We start from the raw sequence: 26,647 nt of genomic DNA on the forward strand, positions 1-26,647 counted from the left end.
GGTTCGCCGTGTGAACAAGGGGAGTTCGTGCAGTTTCGTCGAAAGGCACTCTCCAAGCTGCAATCGGGTGACGAGCTCGATCTGCCCGTGCGCTTTGCCCGGCCGCAGGGGAAGTTCGTGCTCGGTGTGACCGTTCTCGTCATGGCCGTCCTCGGTGCGTGGACATTCGGCGGATCCGTTTCCGCAAAGCTCAGCGCGCCCGGCATCCTGACGCGCGCCCAAGGCAGTTATCTGCTCCAGAGCCCCTTCTCCGGCCAGATCACCACCGTGCACGCCAAAGAGGGGCAGCTACTCTCCCCCGGGGCGCCCCTGCTCCAGGTCGCCACCGAGCAGGGCGAACGGACCGTGCGCGCCGTGGCCGGGGGGCGGGTGACGAGCCTGGTCGCCAAGACGGGCGCCGTCGTCGCGACGGGGGCGGACCTCGCCGTCCTGGAGCGGGTCACCGCAGCGGACGAGCCGCTGATCGCGGTGTTGTACGTGTCCGGGGGCGGTGGCGCGGAGATCCGCGTCGGGGCCCCCGTCGACCTGGACGTCCAGTCCGTCCCCCGGGAGCGGTTCGGCGTACTGCGCGGGCGCGTCAAGGAAGTCGGGCGGGCGCCCCAGACGCAGGCGCAGATCGGCGGTTTCCTCGGCGACGCCCGCCTCGCCGCGCACTTCGCCCGCCAGGGCAACCCCATCGCGGTGCTCGTGCAGCTCGAACCCGCCACCGCCACCGCCACCGGCTACCGCTGGTCCACCGCGGGCGGGCCCCCGTACCCCCTCGACTCCACGACGCCGGTCACCGGAGCCGTCCACCTCCCGGCACAGCGCCCCGTCGATTGGCTGCTCCCGTGACCACCTCCAACCGCGGCCGCCCGCGCCCCCCGCGCCGCCCGCCCCGTCCCGTACGCACCCCCACCGTGCTCCAGATGGAGGCCGTGGAGTGCGGGGCCGCCGCGCTGGCCATGGTGCTCGGCCACCACGGCCGGCACGTACCGCTGGAAGAGCTGCGCATCGCCTGCGGGGTGTCGCGGGACGGCTCCCGCGCCGGGAACCTGCTCAAGGCCGCCCGCGGTTACGGGCTGACCGCCAAGGGCATGCAGATGGACCTGGCCGCGCTCGCCCGCCTGAGCCCGCCTGCCGTCCTCTTCTGGGAGTTCAACCACTACGTCGTCTACGAGGGCACCGGCCGCCGCCTCGGCCGCCGGGGCGCGTACGTCAACGACCCCGCGAAGGGGCGCCGGTTCGTCCCCATGGAGGAGTTCGACACCGCCTTCACCGGTATCGCGCTCGTCTTCGAGCCCGGCCCGCGCTTTCGCCGCACCGGCCGCAGACAAGGCGTCATGAGCGCCATGCCGGCGCGCCTGCGCGGCACCTCGGGCACCATGCTCGCCGCCGTGCTCTCCAGCCTCCTGCTGGTGGCCGTCGGGGCGACGGTGCCCGCGCTGAGCCGCACGTACATCGACATGTTCCTCATCGGCGAGCAAACCTCCCTGCTGGGCGTGCTGTTCGCCGCGATGGCGGCCGCCCTCCTGCTCACGGGCGTACTCACCTGGCTGCAGCAGGCCAACCTGCTGCGCGGCCGGATCATCTCCTCGACGCTCGGCAGCGCCCGCTTCCTGCGCCACCTGCTCCGGCTCCCGGTCGCCTTCTTCACCCAGCGCAACCCGGCCGACCTCGTCCAGCGCCTCCAGTCCAACGACGCGGTCGCCGAGACCCTCGCCCGGGACCTGGCCGCCGCCGCAGTGGACGCCGTCGTGGTCGTGCTCTACGCGGTCCTGCTGTGGACGTACGATCCGCAACTCACCGTCGTCGGGGTGCTCATCGCCCTGCTCAACCTCGTGGCCCTGCGGATCGTGATGCGGATGAGGGCCACCGGCACACAGAAGCTGCGCGCCGAGAACGCCCGGCTCACCAACACCTCGTACAGCGGCCTCCAGCTCATCGAGACGATGAAGGCCACCGGCGGGGAGAACGCCTTCTTCCGCCGCTGGGCCGGCCAGCACGCCGTCACCCTCGACGTGCAGCAGCGGCTCGGTGTCCCCAGCGCCTGGCTGGCCGTGGTGGCGCCCACGCTCGCCGCCCTCAACAGCGCGCTGATCCTGATGATCGGCGGCCTGCGGGCGGTGGAGGGCCACCTCTCGGTCGGCCTGCTGGTCGCCTTCCAGGCCCTGGTGACCAGCTTCACCGCTCCGATCACCCGCCTGGGCGGCGTGGCAGGGCGCATCCAGGACTTCGCCGCCGACGTCGCCCGGCTCAAAGACGTCGAGAACTTCCCCGTCGACCCCCTCTACCTGCGCCGCGAACCGCTCTCGGGCACCCGCCGCCTCAAGGGACACGTGGAGCTGGACGGCATCACCTTCGGCTACAGCCCGCTCGACGCGCCGCTGCTGAAGGGCGTCTCGCTCGCGGTCGGCCCCGGCCGGCAGATCGCGCTCGTCGGCGGCTCCGGCAGCGGCAAGTCGACCGTCTCCCGCCTGATTTCCGGCCTCTACACCCCCTGGGAGGGCGCCATCCGCATCGACGGGATGCGGCTGGAGGACATCCCGCGCGGCGCGCTGGCCGCCTCCGTCGCCTTCGTCGACCAGGACGTCTTCCTCTTCGAGGGCACCGTCCGCGACAACGTCGCGCTGTGGGACCCCTCCATCACGGACGAGGCCGTCGTCGCCGCCCTCCAGGACGCCGCCGTGTACGAGGTGGTCGCGCGCCGGGCGGGCGGCATCCACAGCCGCGTCGAGCAGGACGGCCGCAACTTCTCCGGCGGCCAGCGCCAGCGCCTGGAGATCGCCCGCGCCTTGGTGCGCCGTCCCAGCGTCATGGTCCTGGACGAGGTGACCAGCGCCCTGGACGCGGCGACCGAGCAGATCGTGATCGACAACCTGCGGCGCCGCGGCTGCGCCTGCGTGGTCATCGCCCACCGGCTGAGCACCGTGCGTGACAGCGACGAGATCGTCGTACTCGACCGGGGCACGGTCGTGGAACGCGGCCGGCACGAGCAACTGCTGGCCGCGCAGGGCGCGTACGCCGCACTGGTCAAGGAGCACTGACGTGGCGACCCCGCAACGGGCCCATCAGGGCCACGCCGTATCGGATCCCGTCGTCGCGGCCCTCGGCGGGCTCGGTTCCGCCGTCGACTGCACGGGCCTGCGCAGCCTGTCCCTGGAGGGGCCGCTCGTCCTGTGGCTCGTCGTCCGGGGCGAGCTGGACCTGTTCGCCGTCGACGCCGCGCAGGCGGGCCACTGGCACTTCCTCGGCCGGCTGGAGTCGGGCGCGCTGCTCCTCGGCCCGGTCGACGGCCCCGCGCACACGCTGACCGGGCGCCCGCTGCAGGGCTGCGTACTGCGCCGCATCGAACTGCGCGAGCTGCACCGCCCGGCGCACGGCGGAGACTGGGCCTGGCCCGGCGAGTACGCCGACCACACCGAGGCCTGGCAGCCCGCGCCCAGCCCCCTGGAGGACGCCTTCGCCCGCGGCATCGGGCGGGGCCTGCGCGTGCTGTACCAGGCCCCGCTGGACGGCGGCCCGGACACCGCCGGCCGGGGCGGCGCCGACGAGGACATCCTCTGGATGCAGATCCCGCCGGGGAGCGTGCAGTACGGCGCCGTGTACGAGCCGTACGAGTCGTACGGCTCGTACGGCTCGTACGGCTCCGGCGAAGGCGCGGCGGGCGCGGCCGGCGCGCTCCTCGTCGACGAGGCCCTGTGGCAGGGCATGGTCGACCGGCAGTACCGGCTGCTGTCCGCGCTGGACCGCCGCATCGAGCAGGACGAACGCGCCCACGCGGACCGCACCGCGGCCGGCATCGAGGCCGGGGAGGCCGCCCGTACCCAGGCGGACCGCGCCCTGCTCGCCTCGATCGGGCGCTCCCCCCGGGGCTCCCGCCGCGCCGCGGGCGACGACGCGACTTTCGCCGCGTGCCGTCTGGTGGCCGCCGAGGCGGGCATCGCCCTGACCGAGCCCGCGGGCGCGGCCCCCGGCGCCGCGCGCACGGACCCGGTCGAACGCATCGCCCTCGCCTCCCGCATCCGCACCCGCCCCGTGAAGCTGGCCGGCCGCTGGTGGCGGGAGTACGGCGGCCCCCTGGTCGGCCGGCGCGCGGACGACGAGGCACCCGTCGCGCTGCTCTGGCGGCGCGGCCGGTACGAGGCCCTCGACCCCGCCACCGGCACCCGCGAGCGTGTCCGCCGGCGCAACGCCGCCGCCTTCGCACCGCACGCCGTCATGTTCTACCGCCCCCTGCCCGACCGGAAGCCGGGCCTGCTGCACCTCCTGCGCTTCAGCGTCCGCGGCAGCGGCCAGGACCTGCGCGGGCTCATCCTGGGCGGGCTCGGAGCCGTCGGCCTCGGCGCGCTCGTCCCCGTGGCCACCGGCCGCGTGCTCGGCACGTACGTGCCGCACGCCGAGGACGGACTCATCGCGCAGACCGCGCTCGCGCTCATCGCGACCAGCGTGGTCTCGGCCGCCTTCATGCTGCTGCAGAACGTCTCGGTCCTGCGGATGGAGGGCCGCATCGAGGCCACCTTGCAACCGGCCGTGTGGGACCGGCTGCTGCGCCTGCCGGTGACCTTCTTCGCAGGCCGCTCCACCGGGGAACTCGCCGCCGCGGCCATGGGCATCAGCTCCATCCGCAGCGTCCTGTCCGGCATCGTGGCGGTGTCCCTCCAGGCGGGCACCGTCGGCGCGATGAACCTGGTCCTGCTGCTCGTCTACAGCGTGCCGCTGGCACTGGCCGCGCTCGCCATGCTGCTCGGCGTCGCCGCCGTCTTCCTGGGCCTCGGGCTGTGGCAGCTCCGCTACCAGCGCCGGCTGATCAGGCTCGGCAACAGGCTGGACAACCAGGCGTTCCAGACCCTGCGCGGACTGCCCAAGCTGCGCGTGGCCGCCGCCGAGAGCTTCGCGTACGCGGCCTGGGCGCGGGAGTTCGCCCGCACCCGCGAGCTGCAGCAGCGCATCGGCCGGATCAAGAACGTCCTCACCGTCCTCAACGCCGTCTACCTGCCGCTCTGCACGCTCGCGATGTTCATGCTGCTGGCCGGACCGGCCCGCGGCAGCATGTCGGCGGCCGAGTTCCTCACCTTCAGCACCGCCGTGACGATGATGCTGGCCTCCGCCACCCAGCTGACCGGCGCACTCCTCTCGGCCGCCGCCGTGCAGCCGATGTTCGAGCAGGTCAAGCCGCTGCTCCAGGAGGCTCCGGAGGTACGGACCGCAGGCATCGGTCCGGGCGTTCTCAGCGGAGCCGTCGAGGTGCAGAACCTCTCGTACCGGTACGCCGACGACGGGCCGCTCGTCCTGGACGGCGTGTCGTTCGCGGTGCGGCCGGGGGAGTTCGTCGCGGTCGTCGGGGCGAGCGGCTGCGGCAAGTCGACGCTGCTGCGCATGCTCATCGGCTTCGACCGGCCGGCCTCCGGCAGCGTGCTGTACGACGGCCAGGACCTGGCCGCCCTCGACCAGGCGGCCGTACGCCGCCAGTGCGGTGTCGTCCTCCAGAACGCGCAGCCGTTCTCCGGGTCGATCCTCGACTGCATACGCGGCTCCGGTGCGTACTCCCTCGAGGAGGTGGCGGAGGCCGCCGCGCTCGCCGGCCTCGCCGAGGACATCGAGGCGATGCCGATGGGCCTGCACACCGTACTGTCCGACGGCGGAGGCACCGTCTCGGGCGGCCAGCGCCAGCGGCTGATGATCGCCCAGGCCCTCATCGGCAAGCCGCGCATCCTCTTCCTGGACGAGGCGACCAGCGCCCTGGACAACGAGGCCCAGCGCGTGGTCATCGAGTCCACCCGCGCCCTGCGCGCCACCCGCATCGTGATCGCGCACCGGCTCTCCACCGTCATGGACGCCGACCGGGTGATCGTCATGGCGGACGGCCGTATCGCCCAACAGGGCCCGCCCGCAGACCTGCTCGCCGATCCGACGGGCCCCTTCCGCGAACTGGTCCGCCGCCAGGTCGGGTGAGCCGCAGGATCGACGGCATCCTCCGCAAGGGCGGCGGCTGATTCCTCGGCTCCGGGCTGATTCCTGCGCCCCGGGCCGATGGCTCAGCCCCGGGCTGTTGGCTCAGCCCCGGGCCGTTGGCTCAGCCCCGGGCCGGTTCCTCAGCCCCGGGCCGGTTCCGTGGCCGCCTGCGCCGGGGTCGGGGTCTGCGGGGTGTGTGCCGGTTCCGCGGCCTGCGCCGCCTCCGGGGACCGCACGCCGCCCCGGCCGGCCACCCGGCCGCCGGCCGGGGACCCGGCCTCCTCCGGGAGGGCGAAGACGCGGAGGAAGAGCTGCGAGAGCGGGCCGATGGCCAGCGCGTACGCCACGGTGCCCACCCCCGCGGTACCGCCGAGGAGGACTCCGGCGGCCAGGACCGTGAGCTCGATCCCGGTACGGACCAGCCGCAGCGAGCGCCCGGTCCGCCGGTGCAGCCCGGTCATGAGGCCGTCGCGCGGGCCCGGCCCGAAGCGCGCGGCGATGTAGAGGCCGGTCGCGACCCCGTTGAGGACGATGCCCGCCGTCAGCAGCGCGGCCTGCGGGGCCGCGCCGTGCACGTCCGGCAGCACCGCGAGCGTGGCGTCCATGGTCAGGCCGACGGCGAACACGTTGGAGACGGTCCCGAGCCCGGGCCGCTGCCGCAGCGGCACCCACAGAAGCAGGACCAGCGCGCCGACGGCCACCGAGACCGTGCCGATGCTCCATCCCGTGAGCTCGGCGAGCCCCTGGTGGAAGACGTCCCACGGGTCCAGCCCCAGACCGGCGCGGACCAGGAACGCGGAGCTCGCGCCGTACAGCGCGAGCCCGACGTAGAGCTGCAGGAGCCGGCGGGGCAGGCGTCGCGCGGGGCGGACGGGGGCGAGGGACACCGGTGGAGCCTTTCGGGGGAGCCAAAGACCGACAGGTCTTACCGTGTGGCATCCCCCGAACGGCCCAACAGGGCCAATCCGAACCAAGTGGCCTTACTTTCGCCGGTTCACTCCGGTGGCGCCCCGGCCTACCGCCTCTCGTGAGAACAGGCACATTTTCGTCCCTTTTAGTCCGAATTGATGAATGCTGGGTTCCGGTCCACACCGACCCACCAGCGCCACCGGCACCGGGAGAGACGAGAGACATGCGACGCGTACACCGCCTGACGATCAACCGGCGGACGGCCCTGCCCCTCGTCGGCGGAGCCGCCGTCCTCGGCTTCGGCGGCCTCTACCTCACCGGTCTGGCCGTGGCGGGCGACGCCATCGCCGACGGCACCCACGTACGGGGCGTCGACATCGGCGGCATGAGCCGTACGCAGGCCACGGCCGCGCTCGACCACGCGCTCGGCCCCGCCGCGGCCGCCCCGATCGAGCTGCGGATCGGCGACCGCGCCGAGAAGGCCGTACCCGCCGCCTTCGGGCTGTCCCTGGACACCGCCGCCACCGTCGACCGCGCCGCGCAGGCCGGATCCGACCCCTTCACCGTGATCGGCCGGCTGCTCACCCCGGCCGAGAACCGCGAGGTCGAGCCCGTGATCCGTACGGACGGCCCCACGAGCACCGCCGAGGTCGACCGGATCACCGCCGCCGGCCGCGACGCCCGCGACGGCGACATCACCTTCGAGGGCGGTACGGCCCGGGCCACCGCCCCCGTGACCGGCATCGCCGTACGGGCCGACCAGGCGGCCGACACCGTACGGGCCGCCTACCTGCGCCCGCAGGCCGGGCCGGTCGCCCTCCCCGTGGACCGCAAGCCCCCGGCCGTGGGGCAGCAGGAGACCGCGCGGGCCCTGAAGGAATTCGCCCAGCCCGCGATGTCCGGCCCGGTCACGCTCAAGGTGGCCGGAAAGACGGTCACGCTCACCCCCGCCGTACTCGGCAAGCACCTGTCGGTCGCACCCGACGCGCAGGGCCGGCTGGTGCCGAAGCTCGACGCCAAGGGGCTGATGGCCGAGCCCGCCGTCGCCCGGCAGGTCGCCGCGGCCACCACCCCTTCCCGCGGGGCCGCCTTCCGCCTGGACTCCGCCGGCCGCGCGGTCGTCGCCCAGGACGGGCGCTCCGGGGTGCAGGTCACCGAGAAGGCCTTCGCCGACGCCGTCGTCCCGCTGCTGACGCGCACCGGCGCCGCCCGCACGGGTGAGGTCGCCGTGACGACGGTCCACCCGCGGCTGACCGCCGAGAACGCCCAGAGCCTCGGCATCAAGGAGAAGATGTCCTCCTTCACGGTCAAGTTCCCGGCCGCGCCGTACCGCACCACCAACATCGGGCGGGCCGTGGAGCTGATCAACGGCTCCGTCGTGATGCCCGGCGAGACGTGGAGCTTCAACAAGACGGTCGGCGAGCGGACCAAGGAGAACGGCTTCGTCGACGGCATCATGATCAACGACGGCCAGTTCGTGAAGTCGCCCGGCGGCGGTGTCTCGGCGGTCGCGACGACCATGTACAACGCCATGTTCTTCGCGGGCGTCAAGCCCCTGGAGCACGGGGCCCACTCGTTCTACATCGAGCGCTACCCCGAGGGCCGCGAGGCCACCGTCGCCTGGGGCACCCTCGACCTGCGCTGGAAGAACGACTCCGGCCACGCGATCTACGTCCAGGCCCAGTCCACCGACACCTCGGTGACCATCAGCCTCCTCGGCACGAAGAAGTACGACGAGATACGCGCGACCCAGGGCCCGCGGACGAACACCACCCCGCCGGCCAAGCGCACGGGCTCCGGTCCGACCTGCGAGGTGCAGACCCCGCTGGAGGGCTTCGACGTCGCCGTCGACCGCGTCTTCGTCCAGGGCGGGCAGGAGGTCAAGCGGGAGACCTACCGCACGCACTACACCCCGCGCGACGAGGTCACCTGCGACGAGCCGCAGGCCTCGAAGGCCCCGGCGGGCCCGGCGAGCCCGAGCCCCTCGCCGGCCCCGACGGGCCCGGCCGCCGCACAGCCGGGCCGCGCCGCCTGACAGCCGGCCGAAGGCGGGGGCCTCCGGTCGGAGGCGTGGGCCTGCGGCCGAAGGCGGGTACCCCTAGACGAAGCCCGCGGGCGGGCGCGCCCGCCAGGAGTGGGCGGGACAGTGCACCACCGACGTCACGTTGCGGTCCCAGTGGGCCCGGTGGCGCCGGGAGGAGTGGGGCGCGCACGGCACGGGAGCCGTGCGCGCCAGTATGAGCAGGGCGGCCGTGAGGGCCGCCAGTTCTATGTGGTCCGGGGCGCCCCGGACCACCTTGATCCGGTGCCGGCGTATCACCAGGTCACCGGCAGGGTCTTGGGCCCCCGGATCAGCGCCCCGGCCTGCCATTCGAGCTGCTCCGGCGGCACGGCCAGGGCGAGCCGCGGATAGCGTTCGATCAGCGTGCTGATGATGATCTCGGACTCCATACGGGCCAGCATCGAGCCGACGCAGTGGTGGGGCCCGTTCCCGAAGGCCATATGGGCGATCGGCCCGCGGTCGAAGTCCAGCGCGTCGGGGTTCGGGAAGACCTCGGGATCGCGGTTGGCCGCGAGGTACGAGGAGTACACCGTCTCCCCGGCCTTGATCGTGACCCCGGCGATGTCCACGTCCCGCGTGGCGATCCGCGGCAGACCGACCCCGCTGCGGTGCGGGATGAACCGCAGCAGCTCGTCTACGGCCTGGGGGATCATCTCCGGCTCCCTGCGCAGCCGTTCGTGGTGCTCCGGATGGGTGAGCAGGGCGTACACCATGTTCGCGCTGTTGTTGCGGACGGCGTGCGCACCGCTCACGAGGATCGCGGTGGCGATGGAGACGGCCTCCGGCTCGGTGATCTCGCCGGCGTCGGCGGCCCCGGCGAGGACTCCGGCCAGGTCGTCGCTCTGCTTCTCCCGCCGCATGGCGAGCAGGGCGACCACGCATTCGCGCACCGTCTTCAGGGCGTCGGTGCTCTTGTCGGGGGCCGGGCCCGGGGTCATGATCACGTTCGCCCAGGAGGTCATGTCCTTGCGCATGTCCTGTGGCATCCCCAGCAGGTCGGCGACGGCCGCGAGCGGGAACGGGCCGTGCAGGTGCTCGACCAGGTCCGCCGGCGAGCCGTGCCGCTCCATCTCGTCCAGGAGGCTGTCGGCGGTCTGCTGCACGGTCGGCCGGAGCTTTTGCATGCTCTTGCCGGTGAAGGCCCGGGCCACCACGCGGCGCATGTCGTTGAGGCGCGGCGGATCGGCGTAGTTCATCGAGGCCTGCTGCGAGGCGATCGCGTGCGGGGAGGAGGCGGTGATCGTGCGGCCGACCAGTTCCGAGCGGCTGAAGCGCGGGTCGGTGGTCGCCGCCTTCACATCGGCGTAGCGCGCCATCAGCCAGGCGGTGCCCTGGCCGAACGGCAGCCGGATCCGGGTGGCCTGTTTGTCCCGCAGGCGGTCGTGCAGGAACGGGTCGAAGTCCAGCGCCTCGAAGTCGTCCAGGTTCCAGCAGTGCACCGGTTCGCCCGAGGCCGGGTCCACCCCGGCGTCCATCTCCGGGTCCATCTCCGGCTCCGGCCTGAGGGCGGTTTGCGGGTCTGACGTCATGGTTCATCTCCCTGCGTGGATGGCACCCCCCAAGGCGCGATTCCGCGGGAAATCGGCACAGCCATCCCTTCCCTCTCGTCACACGCTCCGCTGCCTCCTCCGCGCAGCGTCACCGGATTGGCTCATGGCACCAACGCCGTAGTCCCGCGCGCGCATCCGGCGGAGGTCGATGAGGCTGTGTCAGACACGAAAGGAGAGCCACCCATGGCGACTCTGTGCAGGCCAACGGTGTGCGTGCCCGAGCACGTGATCACGATGGAGCAGACCCTTGATCTGTGCCGGTCCGTGCACGCGGATCATCCGCAGCTCGACCTGGCGCTGCGCCTGATCCGCAACACCGGCGTCGCGAAGCGGCACATCGTGCAACCCATCGAGGAGACGCTCAAGCACCCCGGTTTCGAATCGCGCAACGCCGTGTACGAGGCCGAGGCCAAGGCGCGGGTCCCGGCGGTGGTGCGGCAGGCGCTGGAGGACGCCCAGCTCCGGGCCAAGGACATCGACATGATCATCTACGTGTCGTGCACGGGCTTCATGATGCCCTCGCTGACCGCCTGGATGATCAATGCGCTGGGCTTCCGGACGGACACCCGGCAGCTGCCCATCGCCCAGCTGGGCTGTGCGGCGGGCGGCGCGGCGGTCAACCGGGCCCACGACTTCTGCATCGCCTACCCCGAGGCGAACGCGCTGATCGTGTCCTGCGAGCTCTGCTCGCTCTGCTACCAGCCCGCCGACCTGGAAGTCGGCAACCTGCTCTCCAACGGCCTGTTCGGCGACGGAGTGGGCGCGGCCGTCGTCCGCGGCAGGGGCGGAACCGGCATGGAACTCCACCGCAACAGCTCGTACATCATCCCCCAGACGGAGGACTGGATCATGTACGACGTCAAGTCCACCGGATTCCACTTCAAGCTCGACCGGCGGGTCCCGGGGACCATGGAGCCGCTCGCGCCGTCCCTCAAGGACCTGGCCAAGCTCCACGGATGGGACGCCGCCGCGCTGGATTTCTACATCATCCACGCAGGCGGGCCGCGCATCCTGGACGACCTCAGCAAGTACCTCGGTGTGGCACCCGAGGCATTCCGCTTCAGTCGGGCCACACTGACCGAGTACGGCAACATCGCCAGCGCCGTCGTCCTGGACGCACTGCGCCGAATGTTCGACGAGAACGGTACCGCTGACGCCGCGCGGGGCCTGCTGGCCGGTTTCGGCCCGGGCATCACCGCAGAGATCTCACTGGGCAGCTGGACCTCGGAATGAGGGACCGGGTGAGGGAGGAATCCGAAGAATGCTGAAGGACGGCCCCGCTACCGCAAGGCCACCCATCACGCACTGGCCCACCCCGGCCCTGGACGGGGTCGATTTCGACCCCGTCCTCGCCGAGCTGATGCAGGCGGGTCCGATCACACGGATCCGCATGCCCAACGGAAGCGGGTGGGCCTGGCTCGTCTGCCGCTACGACGACGTGCGCATGGTGGCCAACGATCCCCGGTTCAGCCGCAAGCTGGTCGTGGAACACGATGTCACCCGGCTGGCCCCGCACTTCATCCCCGCACCGGGTGCGGTCGGGTTCGAGGACCCGCCCGACCACACCAGGCTGCGGCGCACGGTCGGCGCGGCCTTCACCACCCCCGGGGTGGAGCGGCTGCGCAGTCGCGCGAAGGAGATGCTCGACGGCTACGTCGACGGGATCCTGCGCGACGGCCCGCCCGCGGACCTGACCGAACGCCTGCTGGCACCCTTCCCGCTCGCCGTCGTGTGCGAGCTGATGGGCGTCCCGGAGGAAGACCGGCCCATGGTCCACGAATGGACCACGCTGATCCTCTCCTCGGCCCAGGGCGTGGAACGCAGCGAGCAGGCGAAGAACGACATGTGCGCCTACCTGGGCGGGCGCATGGGCACCGGGGAAGTGGCCGGCGGCGACAGCGTCATCGGGCTCCTGGTGAAGGCCATCGAGGCGGGCGAGGTCACCGCCGAGGAGGCCACCGGCCTCGCCCTGCTCCTCCAGATCGGGGGCGAGGCCGTCACCAACAACGTGGGCAACATGGTCTACATCCTGCTCACCCGTCCGGACCTGATGGACCGGATGCGCAGCGACCCCGGCCTGCGGCCCTCGGCCATCAACGAGCTGCTGCGCTACATCCCGCACCGCAACGCGGTCGGGCTCTCCCGGATCGCCCTCGAAGACGTCACCGTGGCCGGCCAGCTCATCCGGGCGGGTGAGGCGATCTACGTCTCCTACCTCGCGGCCAACCGCGATCCGGAGATCTTCCCCGACCCCCACGAGCTGCAGCTGGACCGCAGCCCCAACCCGCACGTCTCCTTCGGGTACGGACCCCACTTCTGTCCCGGGAACATGCTGGCCCGCCTCGAATCCGAGCTGATGGTGGACGCCCTGCTCGACCGCTTCGCGGACTTGCGCTTCAGCGTCCCCGTCGGCGAACTGCGCTGGCGGCCGGGGGCCCTCATCCGCGGGCCCGAAGGTCTGCCCGTGACCTGGTCATGACCGCGCACGTCGCCCGCGACGGGCTGCTCGTGCCACCGGGTCACGGCCGCACACTGCACACCGAAGCCCAGCAGGTCACGTTCAAGGTCACCGGGGAGCACTCCACGGTGGCCTCGAGCTTCGAGGTCGTCGTACCGCCGGGGTTCGACGTCGGGGCGCACCTGCACACCCGGAGCGAGGAGCTCTTCTACGTCCTGGAGGGTGAACTCGACGTCATGGCCTTCGAGCCGCGCGTCCGTTCCGGGGACGACTGGCGACACTGGGAGGCGCTCGACGGACGCCAGGTCGTCCGTGCCACGCCCGGAACCGTCATCGTGGTTCCGCCCGGTTGCCCGCACGCCTTCGCGAACCCCACCGGCGAACCGGCCCGGATGTTCTTCCAGGCCTCCCCGCCCCCCGATCACGAGCGGTACTTCGAGGAGCTCCTCGAACTGCTCGACACGAGCGCCACCCCGGATCCCGCGGCGATCCACGCACTCCGGAAGCGCTACGACATCGAACAGCTCACGCCGCTGCGCCACGAGCTGTCCTGACCCCCCCCGCAACACCCCCACACAAACGCACACCATTCTCGGGAGAATTCATGCTGCGCACGCGCCGCAAACTTCGCACGGCCACCTACGTCCTGGCGACCGTGATCGCCGCCAGTGCCTCGATCGCCGCGGCCCCGGCACAGGCCGCCCGCTCCCTGCCGTCCTACTGGTGCTACCTCAACGGTGTCGAGGTGAGGTCCGGTCTGACGGTGGTGAGAGGCACGGAGGGCGTCGACACCATCACGTGCGAGAACGACGTCGAGAACGTCATCATCGACGGCGGCGGCGGCAACGACAACATCCGCGTCAAGGGCATGCTGATCGACGCCCAGGTGCTCGGCGGCGAGGGCGACGACACCCTCCAGGTCAACAACCTCGCCCCGAAGAACGGCAACTCCTCGGTGCGCGGCGGCGCGGGCAACGACACCATCATCACTGCGCTCGTCGTGGGCACGGCCGACCACGGCTCCAGCGTCTACGGCGACCACGGCGACGACAAGATCACCACGGGCAGCGTCATGGGTCAGCCGGGCGAGTACGAGCGCGGCGGCGGCCAGGTCTTCGGCAACGACGGCAGCGACCTGATCCGCACCGGCAACATCGACCTCGGCGGCCGGGTCCTCGGCGGCAGCGAGAACGACGTCATCGAGCCCAAGTCGGTGGGCGCGGAGTCCGCGGGCATCGTCCAGGGCGGTCCCGGCAACGACACGGTCCGCGGTCTGAACGACACGGTCCTGACCATCGGACCCGGCTACGGCCAGGTCGACGGCGGGATCGGGACCAACGCCTGCCGGGTGCGGCACTTCTCGACCGGCGACCGGGTTCGCAGCTCGCTGTCGAACTGCGCGAACACCGAGGCGAGCCCGGCCGTTCCTGCCAAGCCGGCCGACTCCACCGCCCCTGCCAAGCCGGCCGACTCCACCGCCCCTGCCAAGCCGGCCGACTCCACCGCCCCCGCCAAGCCGGCGACCCCCGTGGCCGCCGGCGGCCACTCACCGCGCTGACGGGCGGCGGCCCCCGGGAGCGCCGTGCCGGCGCTCCACGGACAGGCCGCCGGGCAGCATGAACAGGGTCAGCACCGCGCCGACGGCGAAGATGGCCGCCGCTGCCGTGAAGACCGTGTGGTAACCCTCCAGGGCAGCCCGCGCCATCAGGTCCGGCGTGGGCTGCCGGCCCGCCAGTGAGCGGGCGACGGCTCCGGCGGCAAGGGTGCTCATGAGCGCCGTGCCGACGGAGCCGCCCGTCTGTCGCATGGCGTTGACCGTCGCGGAGCCGACCCCCGCGTCCCGCGGGTCGATGCCGGCCGTACCGAGGTTCATGGCGGCCGCCGTGATCAGGCCCATGCCCAGCCCCGTCGCCACCTGACCCGGCAGCACGTCCACGACGTACGGGCCGGTCGCCGTCAGGTTCGTCATCCAGGCCATGCCGCACGCCGAGAGCAGCATGCCGGTGACGATGCGCGGGCGCCCGCCGATCCGGCCGAGCAGCCCCATGTTGCTGCCGATCGCGCCGATCATCGTGCAGCCGGACATCGGCATGAAGGCCAGCCCGGTCCGGGCCGGGCTGTAGCCGCGGGTGTGCTGCAGGTAGTACGTGAGGAACAGGAACACCCCGAACATGCCGACCCCGGTGATGAACACGGCGATCAGCGCCGCCCCCCGGACCCGGTCGAGCACGATCCGCAGCGGCAGCAGCGGGTGCGCGCTGCGGCGCTGCCACCACACGAAGGCGGCGAGCAGCAGCGCGGCCGTGGCCAGGAAGACCGGGCTGTGCCCGGACTCCCAGCCGCGGGGGCCGGCCGTGGCGAGGCCGTAGACCAGGCAGAAGAGTCCGGCCGAGGCGAGGACCGTGCCGGGCAGGTCCAGCCGGGGCGGCGTGGTGGGCGCGGGCCGCTTCAGCAGCAGTGCGCCGCCGGTGACGGCGACGGCGGCGAACAGCAGGTTCACGTACATCGTCGAGCGCCAGCTCAGGTGCTCGGTGAGGAACCCGCCGAGCAGCAGCCCCACGGCGCCCCCGGAGGCGGCGAGCGACCCGAACACGCCGAACGCCTTGGCGCGTTCGGCGGGCGCGGAGAACGTGGTGGTCAGCAGCGAGAGCGCGGCCGGAGCCAGCAGGGCCGCGAACACCCCTTGCAGGGCGCGGGCCGTGACGAGGACCCCGAAGGTGGCCGCGGCGCCGCCCAGCGCGGAGGCCGCCGCGAAACCGATCTGCCCGATGAGGAAGGCCCGGCGCCGCCCGAACTTGTCGGCCAGCCGCCCGCCGAGCAGCAGGAGGCTGCCGAAGGTGATCGCGTACGCGGTCACCACCCACTGCCGCTGGTCGTCGGAGAACCCGAGACCCGCCTGGGCGGAGGGCAGGGCGATGTTCACGATGGTGGCGTCGAGGACGACCATGAGCTGGGCGAGGCCGATGACGCCGAGGATCCACCAGCGGCGCGGATCGGGCGGCGCCGCGGCGTCGGGGGCGGCGGAAGCGGTGCTGGTTCCGGGACGGGTCGGCTCTGCGGACATGGTGGCGCTCTCCATGGGTTCCGCGCGTTCTCGCCGGCGAGAGGGCGTACGCGTATGCGTGGACTGTCTGCTCCGACGATGCGTGAGAGCGCCCCGTCACCCGTGCGCCACGCCATGACGCCGTCCGGATGGACCAGTGCAGCGTTCGTTTCTTCTGCCGTTCTCCTACCGTTTCCCCTTCTTCTTCCCCCTCTTGCGCGGGGCGTCGGCCGGGCGCCCGGCGTGGAGTTCCAGCGGGCCCGTGCCCTCGGCGCGGGCCCGCAGGCAGGCCTCGATCTGGCGCCGCAGGGAGGGTTTGACCAGGGCGCGCAGCTCCCCGGCGGGCACCATCCGCCAGCGCAGCAGCTCGAAGGGGGCGAGCCGGATCCGGCCCAGGGCGGCGGCGTCCAGCACCCCGCCGTCGTAGAGGAAGCGGATGCGGGCCGGGTAGCCGGGCTTGTGGGCCCAGTTGACGCCGAGCAGCCGGCCCGGTGGGAGGTCGAGGCCGAGTTCCTCCAGCACCTCCCGGCGGGCGGCGGCGCGCGGGGTCTCGCCGAGGTCGCTGTCGATCCCGCCGCCCGGCAGGTTCCAGCGCCCGGAGTCGCCGTACGAGGGCTCCACCAGCAGGACCCGGCCCGCCCGGTCGGTGAACACCACGCTGGCCGCCGTGATGGCCTTGGGGCGTGAGGCCCGGTGGCTCGCGGCGTCGAAGGACCCGGCGTGCTCCAGGGCGGTGCGCCGCCGCGGGTCCAGGCCGGCCGGGGAGCCGGGTTGGGGCACGCCGTCGACGAGGTGCGCGAGGGACCCGGAGTACAGGGCGGCCAGACCCGCGCGCAGCCGGGGCGCGATCCGGGCGGGCAGCACCTCGTACGCCTCCTGCGGCGCGAGCCAGCGGGCCGCGGCGGCCTCGTCGTCCGCGGCGGCGAGTGCGCCGGCCTGCTGCGGCGGGAGCGGCCCGACGAGGTGGACGTGGGTGATGAGGGAGCGGCCGAGGGAGCCGGGCCGCCGGGAGTCCACGGCGAGCAGCCGGCCGACCGGCACGGACAGGCCCAGCTCCGCCTCCAGCTCCCGGGCCAGCGCCTCCTCCGGGGTCTCGGTGTCCTCGACGGTGCCGCCCGGCAGTTCCGCGGCCCCCCGGTGCGAGGGCGCCCGTACGAGGACCCGTCCGGCCGCGTCCAGCACGATCGCGGTGGCGGCGACGAGCGGGGACGGCCGGGCGGCGTAGTACAGGCGCGCCTCGTCGGGGGAGGGGGCGCCGGAGGGCCGGCCGGACGGGTCGTCGTACGGCCGGTCGGTCGGACGGTCGGACGGGCGCTCGGGCACTGCGGACTCCCAGGGTCTGGTCGTGCCACCGTACGGGGCGGATCCGCACCCCGCGCGGGCCCGCCGCGCTCGCCGCTCAGGCCCGGGCCAGGAGCATCCCGCCCATCGTGACCATGGTCGCCGCGACGAGCCCGTCCAGCACCCGCCAGGCCGAGGGGCGCGCCAGCACACCGCTCAGCAGCCGGGCGCCGTAGCCGAGGGTGGCGAACCAGACGAGGCTGGCCAGCCCGGCCCCGATGCCGAAGGCCCAGCGCAGGTCGCCGCGGTCGGCCGCCAGGGAGCCGACCAGCAGGACGGTGTCCAGGTAGACGTGCGGGTTGAGCCAGGTCATGGCCAGACAGACCAGCACGGCCCGGCGGCGGGACCCGGCGGTGGCCCCCTCGGTGGCCAGGGCGGCGCCGGGGGTGGGCCGCAGCACCCGGCGGGCGGCGAGGAATCCGTAGGCGATGAGGAAGGTGCCGCCGGCGATGGCGACCACGGTCAGGGCGGCCGGCCAGGCGGTGACGAAGGCGCCGACCCCGGCGACGCCGAGGGCGATGAGGAGCGCGTCGGAGACCGCGCAGATCGCGACCACGGCGAGGACGGCGTGCCGGCGCACCCCCTGCCGCAGGACGAAGGCGTTCTGCGCGCCGATGGCGACGATGAGGGAGAGTCCGGTGCCGAAGCCGGCGAGTGCCGCCGTGATGATGCCGTGTGTCATGCCTCCGACCGTAGGCAGCGGCGTGGTTTCAGTACAGCTAAAGATTTTTACGTACCCTTAGCGTTCGTGATGGACGAGCTACCCCTGGACCAGGTGCGGACCCTGCTCGCCGTGGTCGACGAGGGAACCTTCGACGCGGCGGCCGCCGCCCTGCACGTGACCCCGTCCGCCGTGAGCCAGCGGGTGAAGGCGCTGGAGCAGCGGACCGGGCGGGTGCTGCTGATGCGGACGAAACCGGTACGGGTGACCGAGTCCGGACAGGTGGTGGTCCGCTTCGCCCGGCAGCTGGCCCGGCTGGAACGGGACGCGCGCGCCGAGCTCGGCATGGCGCAGGAGGCGGGCGGACCGGTGCGGCTTCCGATCGCCGTCAACGCGGACTCCCTCGCCACCTGGTTCCTGCCGGCGCTCACGCGGGTGCCGCAGGATCCGCCGGTCTTCTTCGAACTGCACCGGGAGGACGAGGGGCACACGACGGCCCTGCTCCGGGAGGGCCAGGTGATGGCGGCGGTCACCTCCTCGCCGGACCCGGTGGCCGGGTGCACCGTACGCGGGCTGGGGCTGGCGCGGTACCTGCCGGTGGCGAGCCCCGCCTTCGCGGCCCGGTACCTGGCCGGGGGCCTCGAACAGGGCCTGCGCGACGCCCCGGTGATCGTCTTCGACCGGCGGGACGAGCTCCAGGACGGGTTCGTACGGTCGCTGACCGGCGATCAGGACGCCGGGGCCGGGCCGCTGCGCCACCACGTGCCGACCTCGGAGGGGTTCCGCGACGCGGTCGCGGCCGGGCTGGGCTGGGGGCTGGTGCCGGAATCCCAGGCGGAACCGCTGGTGCGCGCGGGAAGGCTGGACCTGCTGCTCCCGCGGCGGCCGCTGGACGTCGCGCTGTACTGGCAGCAGTGGAAACTCGACTCCCCGGCGCTGTCCACCGTGGCGGAGGTGGTCGCGGCCGCGGCGGCCGAGGCCCTGCGCCAGGGCGGCGCCGGCCACCCGGCGGGCCGGGGTCGGTCCTGATCGCCACGGACACCCCCTAAGCTGCGGGTATGGAGTCCTACACGATCGGCCAGGCCGCCCGGCTGCTCGGCGTGAGCGTCGACACGGCCCGTCGCTGGGCCGACGCGGAGCGCTTCCCCACCCGCCGGGAGGGCACGCGGCGCATGGTGGACGGCCCGGATCTGGCCGCGTTCTGCGTCCAGGCCGCCCAGGAGGCCGCCGAGGGCGAGGACGCCCCCTACACCTCGGCGCGCAACGCCTTCCCCGGCATCGTCACCGCCGTGAAGCTCGGCACGGTCGACGCCCAGGTGGAGATCCAGGCCGGCCCGCACCGGGTCGTGTCGCTCCTGACCCGGGAAGCGGTGGAGGAGCTCGGCCTGGAGGTCGGCGCGCAGGCCGTGGCCCGGGTGAAGTCGACGAGCGTCTTCATCGACCGGCTCTGACGGAGCCGGCCGGCGGCGGTGGCAGACTGGCCGCTGATCCGCCGAAGGGAAGTACCTCGTTGTCCATGTTCAGCAACCTGCGCCGGGCCGTGCGTCGCGGCTACCGGCGGGCCGTCGACCTCAGCCACCCCTCCCGCTCCCCGCTCGGCAGCGCGGTGGTCAACTGCGTGGTCTACGTGGACGGCGCGCGGCAGGACGGCTGCGCCGAGGTGGAGGAGGCGCTGCGGCGGGTCCGCAAGACCGGCGACGGGTTCGTCTGGATCGGCCTCCACGAACCGACGAGGGAAGAGCTCGCCGGGCTCGCCGAGCTGTTCGGCCTCCACCCGCTCGCCGTCGAGGACGCGGTGACCGCGCACCAGCGGCCCAAGGTGGAGCGGTTCGACGACATACTCTTCTCCGTCTTCAAGACCGTGCGCTACGTGGAGCACGAGGAGCTCACCGCGACGAGCGAGGTCGTGGAGACCGGTGAGTTGATGGCGTTCACGGGCGACGACTTCGTCATCACCATCCGCCACGGCGGCCACGGCACGCTGGGCCCGGTCCGCGAGAGCCTGGAGGCCGCCCCGGACCAACTGGCCAAGGGGCCCGCCTCGGTGCTGCACGCCATCGCCGACCACGTCGTCGACGACTACGTGGCCGTCACGGACGCGGTGCAGAACGACATCGACGCCGTCGAGACGGCGGTGTTCAGCGAGTACGGCGGCCGGGGCGACGCGGGCCGGATCTACCAGCTCAAGCGCGAACTGCTGGAACTGCGCCGGGCGGTGGCCCCGCTGAGCCGCCCGCTCCAGCACCTGGCCACGCAGCCGATACCGGTGATCCCGGCGGAGGTCCGCGCGTACTTCCGCGACGTCTCCGACCACTTGACCCGGGCCACCGACCAGATCAACGCGTACGACGCGCTGCTCGACTCCATCCTCCAGGCGCACCTGGCGCAGGTGACCGTCGCGCAGAACGAGGACATGCGCAAGATCACGGCGTGGGCGGCCATCGTCGCCGTGCCGACCATGGTCTGCGGGGTCTACGGCATGAACTTCGACAACATGCCCGAGCTGCACTGGACGTACGGCTACCCGATCGTGGTCGGCGTCATGGCGCTGGCCTGCTTCGTCATCCACCGGGGCTTCCGCCGCAACGGCTGGCTCTGACCCGCCGGCATCCCCGCATTCCCTCGCAACACACGTGCCGTGCACGGGTATTGAGCTGTCGCGACCTCTGGTAGTAAAGTTTCCTAACGAAGTCGCCCAAGCCTCAACTTCCCCATGGAGGACTTGTGTTCGCCCCCCACCGCAAGAGAATCGCCCTCAGCGCCCTGCTCGGCGGCGCTCTCCTCGCCGTACCGGTGACCGCCCACGCGACGGCGGCGCCCGGGTCCGCGCCCGCCTCCGCGTCCCCCGCCGCGGCATCGGCGAAGGCCGTCGGCCTCGACGACCCGGCGAAGAAGGACATCGCCATGCAGATCGTCTCCAGCGCGGAGAACTCCTCCCTGGACTGGAAGGCGCAGTACAAGTACATCGAGGACATAGGCGACGAACGCGGCTACACGGCCGGGATCATAGGCTTCTGCTCCGGCACCGGCGACATGCTCGACCTCGTCGAGTACTACACCGACGTCAAGCCCGGCAACGTGCTCGCCAAGTACCTCCCCGCCCTGCGGAAGGTCAACGGCAGCGACTCGCACCAGGGCCTCGACCCGAACTTCACCAAGGACTGGGCGAAGGCGGCCCAGGACGGCGAGTTCAAGAAGGCCCAGGACCACGAGCGCGACCGGGTGTACTTCAACCCCGCCGTGAAGCAGGGCAAGTCCGACGGGGTCGGCGCGCTCGGCCAGTTCATCTACTACGACGCCATCGTCATGCACGGCGACGGCGGCGACTCCACCAGCTTCCGCAACATCCGCAAGCGCGCCCTGTCCAAGGCCAAGCCCCCGGCCCAGGGCGGGAACGAGACCACCTGGCTGAACGCCTTCCTCGACGCGCGCGTCTGGGCCATGAAGCAGGAGGAGGCGCACAGCGACACGAGCCGCGTCGACACCGCGCAGCGGGTCTTCCTGAAGAAGGGGAACCTGAACCTCAACACCCCGCTCGACTGGAAGGTCTACGGGGACTCGTTCCACATCGGCTGAACGGGCCGGTGAGTTCAGGGTGAGTCCGCGGCGTCCCGCGCCGGCCCCAGGGCCCGGCGCGGGACGCCGGCGCGGGACGCCGGCGCGTGTACGTGACAGCGTCTGACAGGGTCGCAGAGCCGTAACGATGTGGGTGTGGATGAGTGCGCTCCGCCGGGGGAGAGGGCCTGCGCGGGTTGCCGCCGAGCGGCTCGGAAGGCTCTCCCGCATCACGAATCGGTCCCTATCGCCCCCGTTTCGTCACCGCGCGTGACCCGGTACGACCAGTGGGTTCCAAGTGGCGCTCGCGGCAGGTGATTTTGGTCCGTGAACCCGGGAAAAGCGGTGATTCCGGCGTGTTGTGAACTGGCTTGACCACCACATAAGCGGGGCATAAGTTCTGCCTCGGCTTGCTCCAGCAGGACGGGCCGACGAACCGTCCTCAGGGGGGACTCATGAACTACTACACCGACGTCCTGAAGAAGTACACCGTCTTCTCCGGCCGCGCCCGCCGCCAGGAGTACTGGATGTTCTTCCTGTTCAACATGGCCGCCGCGATCATCCTCGCCATCGTCGACGGCGCGCTCGGCACCTACCCGCTGCTCTACGGGATCTACGCCCTCGCGGTCTTCCTCCCGAGCCTCGCGGTCGCCATCCGCCGCCTGCACGACACCGGCAAGTCCGGCTGGTGGCTGTTCATCGCCCTCGTCCCGCTGATCGGCGGCATCTGGCTCATCGTCCTCATGGCGACCGAGGGCCAGGCCCAGCCGAACGAGTACGGCCCGAACCCGAAGGCCGTCCACGCCTGAGCAGGCGCGCACGCCTGATCGCCTGAGCGCCGTCCCCCGGCTGGAAACAGCCGCGGGGCGGCGCTCTCGCCGTTTCCCGGGCCCGTCGGGCCGCGGCCGGCCCGGGGGTGACGCGCGTCTCCCCGGGACTCGGGCAGGGGGCTGTCCGGACCGGCCCGATCACGAGATATCTTGATGTCGAGCAATGTTGCAGACGAGAGACGCAGACTGTGGAGCGGAGCATCCGGTGACTGACTCGACCATCATCTACACGCACACTGACGAGGCCCCGGCCCTCGCGACGTATTCCTTCCTGCCTGTGATCCAGGCCTACGCGTCGACGGCCGGTGTGAATGTCGAGACCCGTGACATCTCCCTGGCCGGTCGGATCATCGCCAGCTTCCCCGAGCACCTCGAGGAGGGCCAGCGGATCGCCGATGCCCTCGCCGAGCTCGGCGAGCTGGCGAAGACGCCGGAAGCGAACATCATCAAGCTGCCCAACATCTCGGCTTCGATCCCGCAGCTGAAGGCCGCGGTCGCCGAGCTCCAGGGCCAGGGCTACGCGCTCCCGGACTACCCGGACGACCCGAAGACCGACGAGGAGCGCGAGATCCGCGCCCGCTACGACAAGGTCAAGGGCAGCGCCGTCAACCCGGTCCTGCGTGAGGGCAACTCCGACCGCCGCGCCCCCGCCTCGGTCAAGAACTACGCCAAGGCCCACCCGCACCGCATGGGCGCCTGGACCCCCGAGTCGAAGACGAACGTCGCGACCATGGGCGAGAACGACTTCCGCTCGACCGAGAAGTCCGCCGTGATCGCCGAGGCCGGCACGCTCCGCATCGAGCACGTCGCCGCCGACGGCACCGCCACCGTCCTGCGCGAGTCCGTACCGGTCCTCGCCGGCGAGGTCGTGGACGCGTCCGTCCTGCACGTCGACGCGCTGCGCACCTTCCTGAACGACCAGATCGAGCGCGCCAAGGCCGAGGACGTCCTGTTCTCCGTGCACCTCAAGGCCACGATGATGAAGGTCTCCGACCCGATCATCTTCGGCCACGTGGTCCGCGCCTTCTTCCCGAAGACCTTCGCCCGCCACGGCGAGACCCTGGCCGCCGCCGGCCTGTCTCCGAACGACGGCCTCGGCACCATCCTGAACGGCCTGGGCGCGCTGCCCGACGCCGACGCGATCAAGGCCTCCTTCGACGCCGAGATCGCCGAGGGCCCGGCCCTCGCGATGGTCGACTCGGACAAGGGCATCACCAACCTGCACGTCCCGTCCGACGTCATCGTCGACGCCTCCATGCCGGCCATGATCCGCACCTCCGGCCACATGTGGGGCCCGGACGGCAACGAGGCCGACACCCTGGCCGTCCTCCCGGACAGCAGCTACGCGGGCGTCTACCAGGTCGTCATCGACGACTGCCGCGCCCACGGCGCCTTCGACCCGTCCACGATGGGCTCGGTGCCGAACGTCGGCCTCATGGCCCAGAAGGCCGAGGAGTACGGCAGCCACGACAAGACCTTCGAGATCGCCGCCGCGGGCACCGTCCGCGTCGTCGACGCCGAGGGCAAGACCGTCCTGGAGCAGCAGGTCGCCAAGGGCGACATCTTCCGCGCCTGCCAGACCAAGGACGCGCCGATCCAGGACTGGGTCAAGCTCGCCGTCACCCGCGCCCGCGCCACCGGCGTCCCGGCCGTCTTCTGGCTCGACGAGGGCCGCGCGCACGACGCGCAGCTCATCGCCAAGGTCCGCACGTACCTCGCCGAGCACGACACCGAGGGTCTGACCATCGAGATCCTCTCCCCGGTCGAGGCCACCCGGTACTCCCTGGAGCGCATCCGCCGCGGCGAGGACACCATCTCGGTGACCGGCAACGTGCTGCGCGACTACCTCACCGACCTCTTCCCGATCCTGGAGCTGGGCACCAGCGCCAAGATGCTGTCGGTCGTCCCGCTCATGAACGGCGGCGGTCTCTTCGAGACGGGCGCCGGCGGCTCCGCCCCGAAGCACGTCCAGCAGCTGGTCAAGGAGAACTACCTGCGCTGGGACTCCCTCGGTGAGTTCCTCGCGCTGGCCGTCTCCTTCGAGCACCTCGCGACCACCACCGGCAACGCCCGTGCCCAGGTGCTGGCCGACACCCTGGACCGCGCGACCGGCACCTTCCTCAACGAGGACAAGTCGCCGAGCCGCAAGCTGGGCGGCATCGACAACCGCGGCAGCCACTTCTACCTCGCCCTGTACTGGGCGCAGGAGCTGGCCAAGCAGACCGACGACGCCGAGCTGGCCACCGCGTTCGAGGCGCTCGCCAAGACGCTGGGCGAGCAGGAGCAGACCATCGTCGGCGAGCTCGTCGCCGTCCAGGGCTCCCCGGCCGACATCGGCGGGTACTACCAGCCCGACGCCGCGAAGGCCTCGGCGGTCATGCGGCCGTCCGCGACCTTCAACCAGGCCATCGCGACCCTCGCCTGAGGTCCGATCGTCTTGAGCGATTCCGCCCCGGTCGGCAGCAGTCGACCGGGGCGGACCCGTATGCCGGGGCCCGCGCGCGCGGGAAACCCGGTTGCGGGGAGGCTCGGCCGAGGGCTAGGAAGTCCCCGTGATCCAGGGAACCCTGGCCGGGCTGCGCGCCCGGCACGCCGATGACGTAGCCGTGCTCCACGCCGGGCTGTACGAGGACGTGGCGACGCGCTCGCGCGCCGAGGCCGGGCCGTGGCGTCCGATAACCCCGAGCACCGGCCACTCCCCGTACGAGCCCTCCGCCCCCTCCGAGACCGCGTCGTTCTTCTCGGTGTTCGAGGTCGCCTCCGGATCGCTCGCGGGCGACGCCGCGCTGTGGGGCATCGACACCCACAACCGCAGCGGCCACCTCGGGATCTCCCTGCTGCCCGGCTCCCGCGGCCGCGGCCTGGGCGCGGAGGTCGTGCAGCTGCTGTGCCACTACGGGTTCACCGTGCGCGGGCTGCACCGGCTCCAGGTGGAGACCCTCGCCGACAACGCCGCCATGATCGGCGCCGCGACCCGCGCGGGCTTCACCCTGGAGGGCACCCTGCGGCGCTCGGCCTGGGTGGCGGGGGCCTTCGTCGACGAGGTGATCCTGGGGCTTCCGGTCGGGGAGTGGAAGCGGGTGGCCGAACCGCGCCCGTGACCCCGGGCGGACCCTGGCGTGCCCGGGACGGGTGGGTTGGCGTGCCGCCGGGGATCTGGGGGGAGTACGGGTGGCGCGTCGCAGGAACACGTCCCGGGTGGCCGCCGTGCTCGCCGCCGTCGCCGCCCTGGTGGGCTTCGTCGAGGGGCGGGTCGCCGGGCAGCCCTGGAACGTCCGGATGACGGGCGAGGCCTGCGCCGCCGGGTTCGCGGCGCTCGTCGTGTACCTCTGCGTGCGCTGGTGGGACAGGGCGTTCGGCGCGCGCCCGCGGCCGGGCGAGGTCTGGCTGGCCATGGTGCCGCTGCGCGAGGACCCCGGGCGGCAGCTGCGGCACTACTGCGTGGTCCTGGAGACCGGCTCGGGCGCGGCCCGGGTCGCCCAGATCACCAGCAAGGACAAGGACGGCCGGCGCGACCACATCCGGATCCCGAACCACGGCTGGGACGAGGTCTCGGGCCGCTCCCACTGGGTGGAGATCGGCCGCGAGCCCCGGGTGGTGCCCTACCGCGGGTTCCTCAAGTCCCGGCCGCAGGGCCCCTGCCCGCCGACCGTGTGGGACCAGCTCCGGGCCCGCCTCCCGGCGGCCGTGCCGGCGGCCGTCCCCGCGGCCGCCGGGACGCCCCTGCTGCTGCGGGTCCTGCGCAAGTACCGGGGCTGACGCGCGCCTTCGCGCGTCCCGCCGCCCGGTCAGAGGCGGTGGACGCGTTCCCCCGCGAAGGCCAGCGGGGACCGGCCCGCGGCCAGGATGCGCAGCCCCGGGGCCGCCGTGAGCAGGCGCCGCAGCCAGGCCAGGGCCTCCGGCGCGAGGTGTTCGCTGCCGTCCAGGACCAGCAGCATGTCCCGCTCCGCGAGCCATGAGACGGCGTCCGTCGTCCCGTACGGCGGGAACGGCATGCCCGGTACGCAGCCCAGCGCGGCCGTCAGCTCGCGCACGCCGAAGGGCCGGCCCAGCGCGACGACGGCCGCACCGTCGTAGAAGTTGGACGACAGCCGCTCGGCGATCTCCCGCACCAGCAGGCTCCGGGGCTCCCGGAACCGCCCCGTGATCGTCAGCACCCGCCCCCGCCGGACGGCGGTCAGCAGACGCGACAGTTCGTCGGATGTCGCCGGCAGCGTGCCGGCCCGGCCCGGATCCCTCATCGGCACGATGCCCCCCATTGCATGCGTGTCCCATGCGCGGCCAAGGGTTCTTTCGAGCCGCGT

At 72.5% G+C, this 26,647-nt stretch carries 23 protein-coding genes; 16 read left to right on the plus strand and 7 right to left on the minus strand.

Annotation, left to right across the window (positions count from 1 at the left end; all coding sequences use genetic code 11):
- Window positions 1–27 precede the first annotated feature (27 nt).
- From ACFYZS_RS20365 to ACFYZS_RS20375, 3 genes are read left to right on the plus strand one after another with little or no spacing between them, the layout of a single operon-like run.
- The gene (locus ACFYZS_RS20365; RefSeq protein WP_389014152.1) at window positions 28–834 is read left to right on the plus strand and encodes an HlyD family efflux transporter periplasmic adaptor subunit; all 807 of its coding nucleotides are present in this window, start codon (window positions 28–30) and stop codon (window positions 832–834) included.
- Entirely contained in the window at window positions 831–3,026 is a 2,196-nt protein-coding gene (locus tag ACFYZS_RS20370) for an NHLP family bacteriocin export ABC transporter peptidase/permease/ATPase subunit (RefSeq protein ID WP_389014154.1), read from the plus strand. Before ACFYZS_RS20365 ends, ACFYZS_RS20370 begins: the two co-directional genes overlap by 4 nt.
- Window position 3,027: 1 nt before the next feature.
- The gene (locus ACFYZS_RS20375; protein WP_389014157.1) at window positions 3,028–5,934 is read left to right on the plus strand and encodes an NHLP bacteriocin export ABC transporter permease/ATPase subunit; all 2,907 of its coding nucleotides are present in this window, start codon (window positions 3,028–3,030) and stop codon (window positions 5,932–5,934) included.
- Between the two features lie 140 nt (window positions 5,935–6,074).
- On the opposite strand, the gene ACFYZS_RS20380 is transcribed toward ACFYZS_RS20375, so the two are convergent.
- Complete coding sequence (locus ACFYZS_RS20380; RefSeq protein ID WP_389014160.1) at window positions 6,075–6,821, minus strand: YitT family protein; 747 nt, start codon at window positions 6,819–6,821, stop codon at window positions 6,075–6,077.
- A gap of 245 nt (window positions 6,822–7,066) precedes the next feature.
- Between ACFYZS_RS20380 and ACFYZS_RS20385 the strand changes: the two genes are divergently transcribed.
- Entirely contained in the window at window positions 7,067–8,878 is a 1,812-nt protein-coding gene (locus ACFYZS_RS20385) for a VanW family protein (RefSeq protein WP_389014162.1), read from the plus strand.
- Between the two features lie 63 nt (window positions 8,879–8,941).
- Here ACFYZS_RS20385 and ACFYZS_RS20390 read toward each other — a convergent pair whose 3' ends face one another.
- Complete coding sequence (locus ACFYZS_RS20390) at window positions 8,942–9,163, minus strand: acyl-CoA carboxylase epsilon subunit (protein ID WP_389014164.1); 222 nt, start codon at window positions 9,161–9,163, stop codon at window positions 8,942–8,944.
- Complete coding sequence (locus tag ACFYZS_RS20395) at window positions 9,160–10,434, minus strand: cytochrome P450 (RefSeq protein WP_389014166.1); 1,275 nt, start codon at window positions 10,432–10,434, stop codon at window positions 9,160–9,162. Before ACFYZS_RS20395 ends, ACFYZS_RS20390 begins: the two co-directional genes overlap by 4 nt.
- A 204-nt stretch (window positions 10,435–10,638) precedes the next feature.
- Between ACFYZS_RS20395 and ACFYZS_RS20400 the strand changes: the two genes are divergently transcribed.
- From ACFYZS_RS20400 to ACFYZS_RS20415, 4 genes are read left to right on the plus strand one after another with little or no spacing between them, the layout of a single operon-like run.
- The gene (locus ACFYZS_RS20400; RefSeq protein WP_389014169.1) at window positions 10,639–11,688 is read left to right on the plus strand and encodes a type III polyketide synthase; all 1,050 of its coding nucleotides are present in this window, start codon (window positions 10,639–10,641) and stop codon (window positions 11,686–11,688) included.
- 28 nt (window positions 11,689–11,716) lie between these two features.
- Window positions 11,717–12,934: a cytochrome P450 gene (locus ACFYZS_RS20405; protein ID WP_389014172.1), complete on the plus strand. Its 1,218-nt coding sequence runs from the start codon at window positions 11,717–11,719 to the stop codon at window positions 12,932–12,934.
- The gene (locus ACFYZS_RS20410) at window positions 12,931–13,467 is read left to right on the plus strand and encodes a cupin domain-containing protein (protein WP_389014175.1); all 537 of its coding nucleotides are present in this window, start codon (window positions 12,931–12,933) and stop codon (window positions 13,465–13,467) included. Before ACFYZS_RS20405 ends, ACFYZS_RS20410 begins: the two co-directional genes overlap by 4 nt.
- Before the next feature lie 50 nt (window positions 13,468–13,517).
- The gene (locus ACFYZS_RS20415; RefSeq protein WP_389014178.1) at window positions 13,518–14,471 is read left to right on the plus strand and encodes a hypothetical protein; all 954 of its coding nucleotides are present in this window, start codon (window positions 13,518–13,520) and stop codon (window positions 14,469–14,471) included.
- Here the strand turns inward: ACFYZS_RS20415 and ACFYZS_RS20420 are convergent.
- The 3 genes from ACFYZS_RS20420 to ACFYZS_RS20430 form a co-directional block, all read right to left on the minus strand.
- Window positions 14,460–15,977, minus strand: coding sequence for an MFS transporter (locus ACFYZS_RS20420; RefSeq protein WP_389014181.1), 1,518 nt, complete (start codon window positions 15,975–15,977; stop codon window positions 14,460–14,462). The two genes, ACFYZS_RS20415 and ACFYZS_RS20420, sit on opposite strands and share 12 nt — an antisense overlap.
- Before the next feature lie 165 nt (window positions 15,978–16,142).
- On the minus strand, window positions 16,143–17,279 hold the full coding sequence (locus ACFYZS_RS20425) for an NUDIX domain-containing protein (RefSeq protein WP_389014184.1): 1,137 nt from the start codon (window positions 17,277–17,279) through the stop codon (window positions 16,143–16,145).
- Between the two features lie 76 nt (window positions 17,280–17,355).
- Window positions 17,356–17,979, minus strand: a complete 624-nt coding sequence (locus ACFYZS_RS20430) for a LysE/ArgO family amino acid transporter (RefSeq protein WP_389014187.1) — start codon at window positions 17,977–17,979, stop codon at window positions 17,356–17,358.
- Between the two features lie 69 nt (window positions 17,980–18,048).
- Between ACFYZS_RS20430 and ACFYZS_RS20435 the strand changes: the two genes are divergently transcribed.
- From ACFYZS_RS20435 to ACFYZS_RS20470, 8 genes are all read left to right on the plus strand, one after another.
- The gene (locus ACFYZS_RS20435) at window positions 18,049–18,987 is read left to right on the plus strand and encodes a LysR family transcriptional regulator ArgP (RefSeq protein WP_389014189.1); all 939 of its coding nucleotides are present in this window, start codon (window positions 18,049–18,051) and stop codon (window positions 18,985–18,987) included.
- A gap of 29 nt (window positions 18,988–19,016) precedes the next feature.
- Window positions 19,017–19,409 (plus strand): molybdopterin-binding protein, encoded by a 393-nt coding sequence (locus ACFYZS_RS20440; protein WP_389014192.1) that lies wholly within the window; start codon window positions 19,017–19,019, stop codon window positions 19,407–19,409.
- Window positions 19,410–19,474: 65 nt separating this feature from the next.
- Window positions 19,475–20,557: a magnesium/cobalt transporter CorA gene (gene corA, locus ACFYZS_RS20445; RefSeq protein WP_030869593.1), complete on the plus strand. Its 1,083-nt coding sequence runs from the start codon at window positions 19,475–19,477 to the stop codon at window positions 20,555–20,557.
- 125 nt (window positions 20,558–20,682) lie between these two features.
- The gene (locus ACFYZS_RS20450; RefSeq protein ID WP_389014195.1) at window positions 20,683–21,534 is read left to right on the plus strand and encodes a chitosanase; all 852 of its coding nucleotides are present in this window, start codon (window positions 20,683–20,685) and stop codon (window positions 21,532–21,534) included.
- Between the two features lie 434 nt (window positions 21,535–21,968).
- Entirely contained in the window at window positions 21,969–22,322 is a 354-nt protein-coding gene (locus ACFYZS_RS20455; RefSeq protein WP_389014197.1) for a DUF805 domain-containing protein, read from the plus strand.
- Between the two features lie 226 nt (window positions 22,323–22,548).
- Window positions 22,549–24,768 carry an NADP-dependent isocitrate dehydrogenase gene (locus ACFYZS_RS20460; RefSeq protein ID WP_389014200.1) on the plus strand — a complete coding sequence of 740 codons (2,220 nt, stop codon included), beginning with the start codon at window positions 22,549–22,551 and terminating at the stop codon, window positions 24,766–24,768.
- A gap of 127 nt (window positions 24,769–24,895) precedes the next feature.
- Complete coding sequence (locus ACFYZS_RS20465; RefSeq protein WP_389014202.1) at window positions 24,896–25,444, plus strand: GNAT family N-acetyltransferase; 549 nt, start codon at window positions 24,896–24,898, stop codon at window positions 25,442–25,444.
- 70 nt (window positions 25,445–25,514) lie between these two features.
- Window positions 25,515–26,102, plus strand: a complete 588-nt coding sequence (locus ACFYZS_RS20470) for a hypothetical protein (RefSeq protein ID WP_389014204.1) — start codon at window positions 25,515–25,517, stop codon at window positions 26,100–26,102.
- A 29-nt stretch (window positions 26,103–26,131) separates the two neighbouring features.
- Here the strand turns inward: ACFYZS_RS20470 and ACFYZS_RS20475 are convergent, their stop codons facing one another.
- Window positions 26,132–26,602, minus strand: a complete 471-nt coding sequence (locus ACFYZS_RS20475; protein WP_389014207.1) for a hypothetical protein — start codon at window positions 26,600–26,602, stop codon at window positions 26,132–26,134.
- Between the last annotated feature and the right edge of the window lie 45 nt (window positions 26,603–26,647).

This window comes from Streptomyces sp. NPDC001903 (genome assembly GCF_042891345.1).
Classification (GTDB): domain Bacteria; phylum Actinomycetota; class Actinomycetes; order Streptomycetales; family Streptomycetaceae; genus Streptomyces.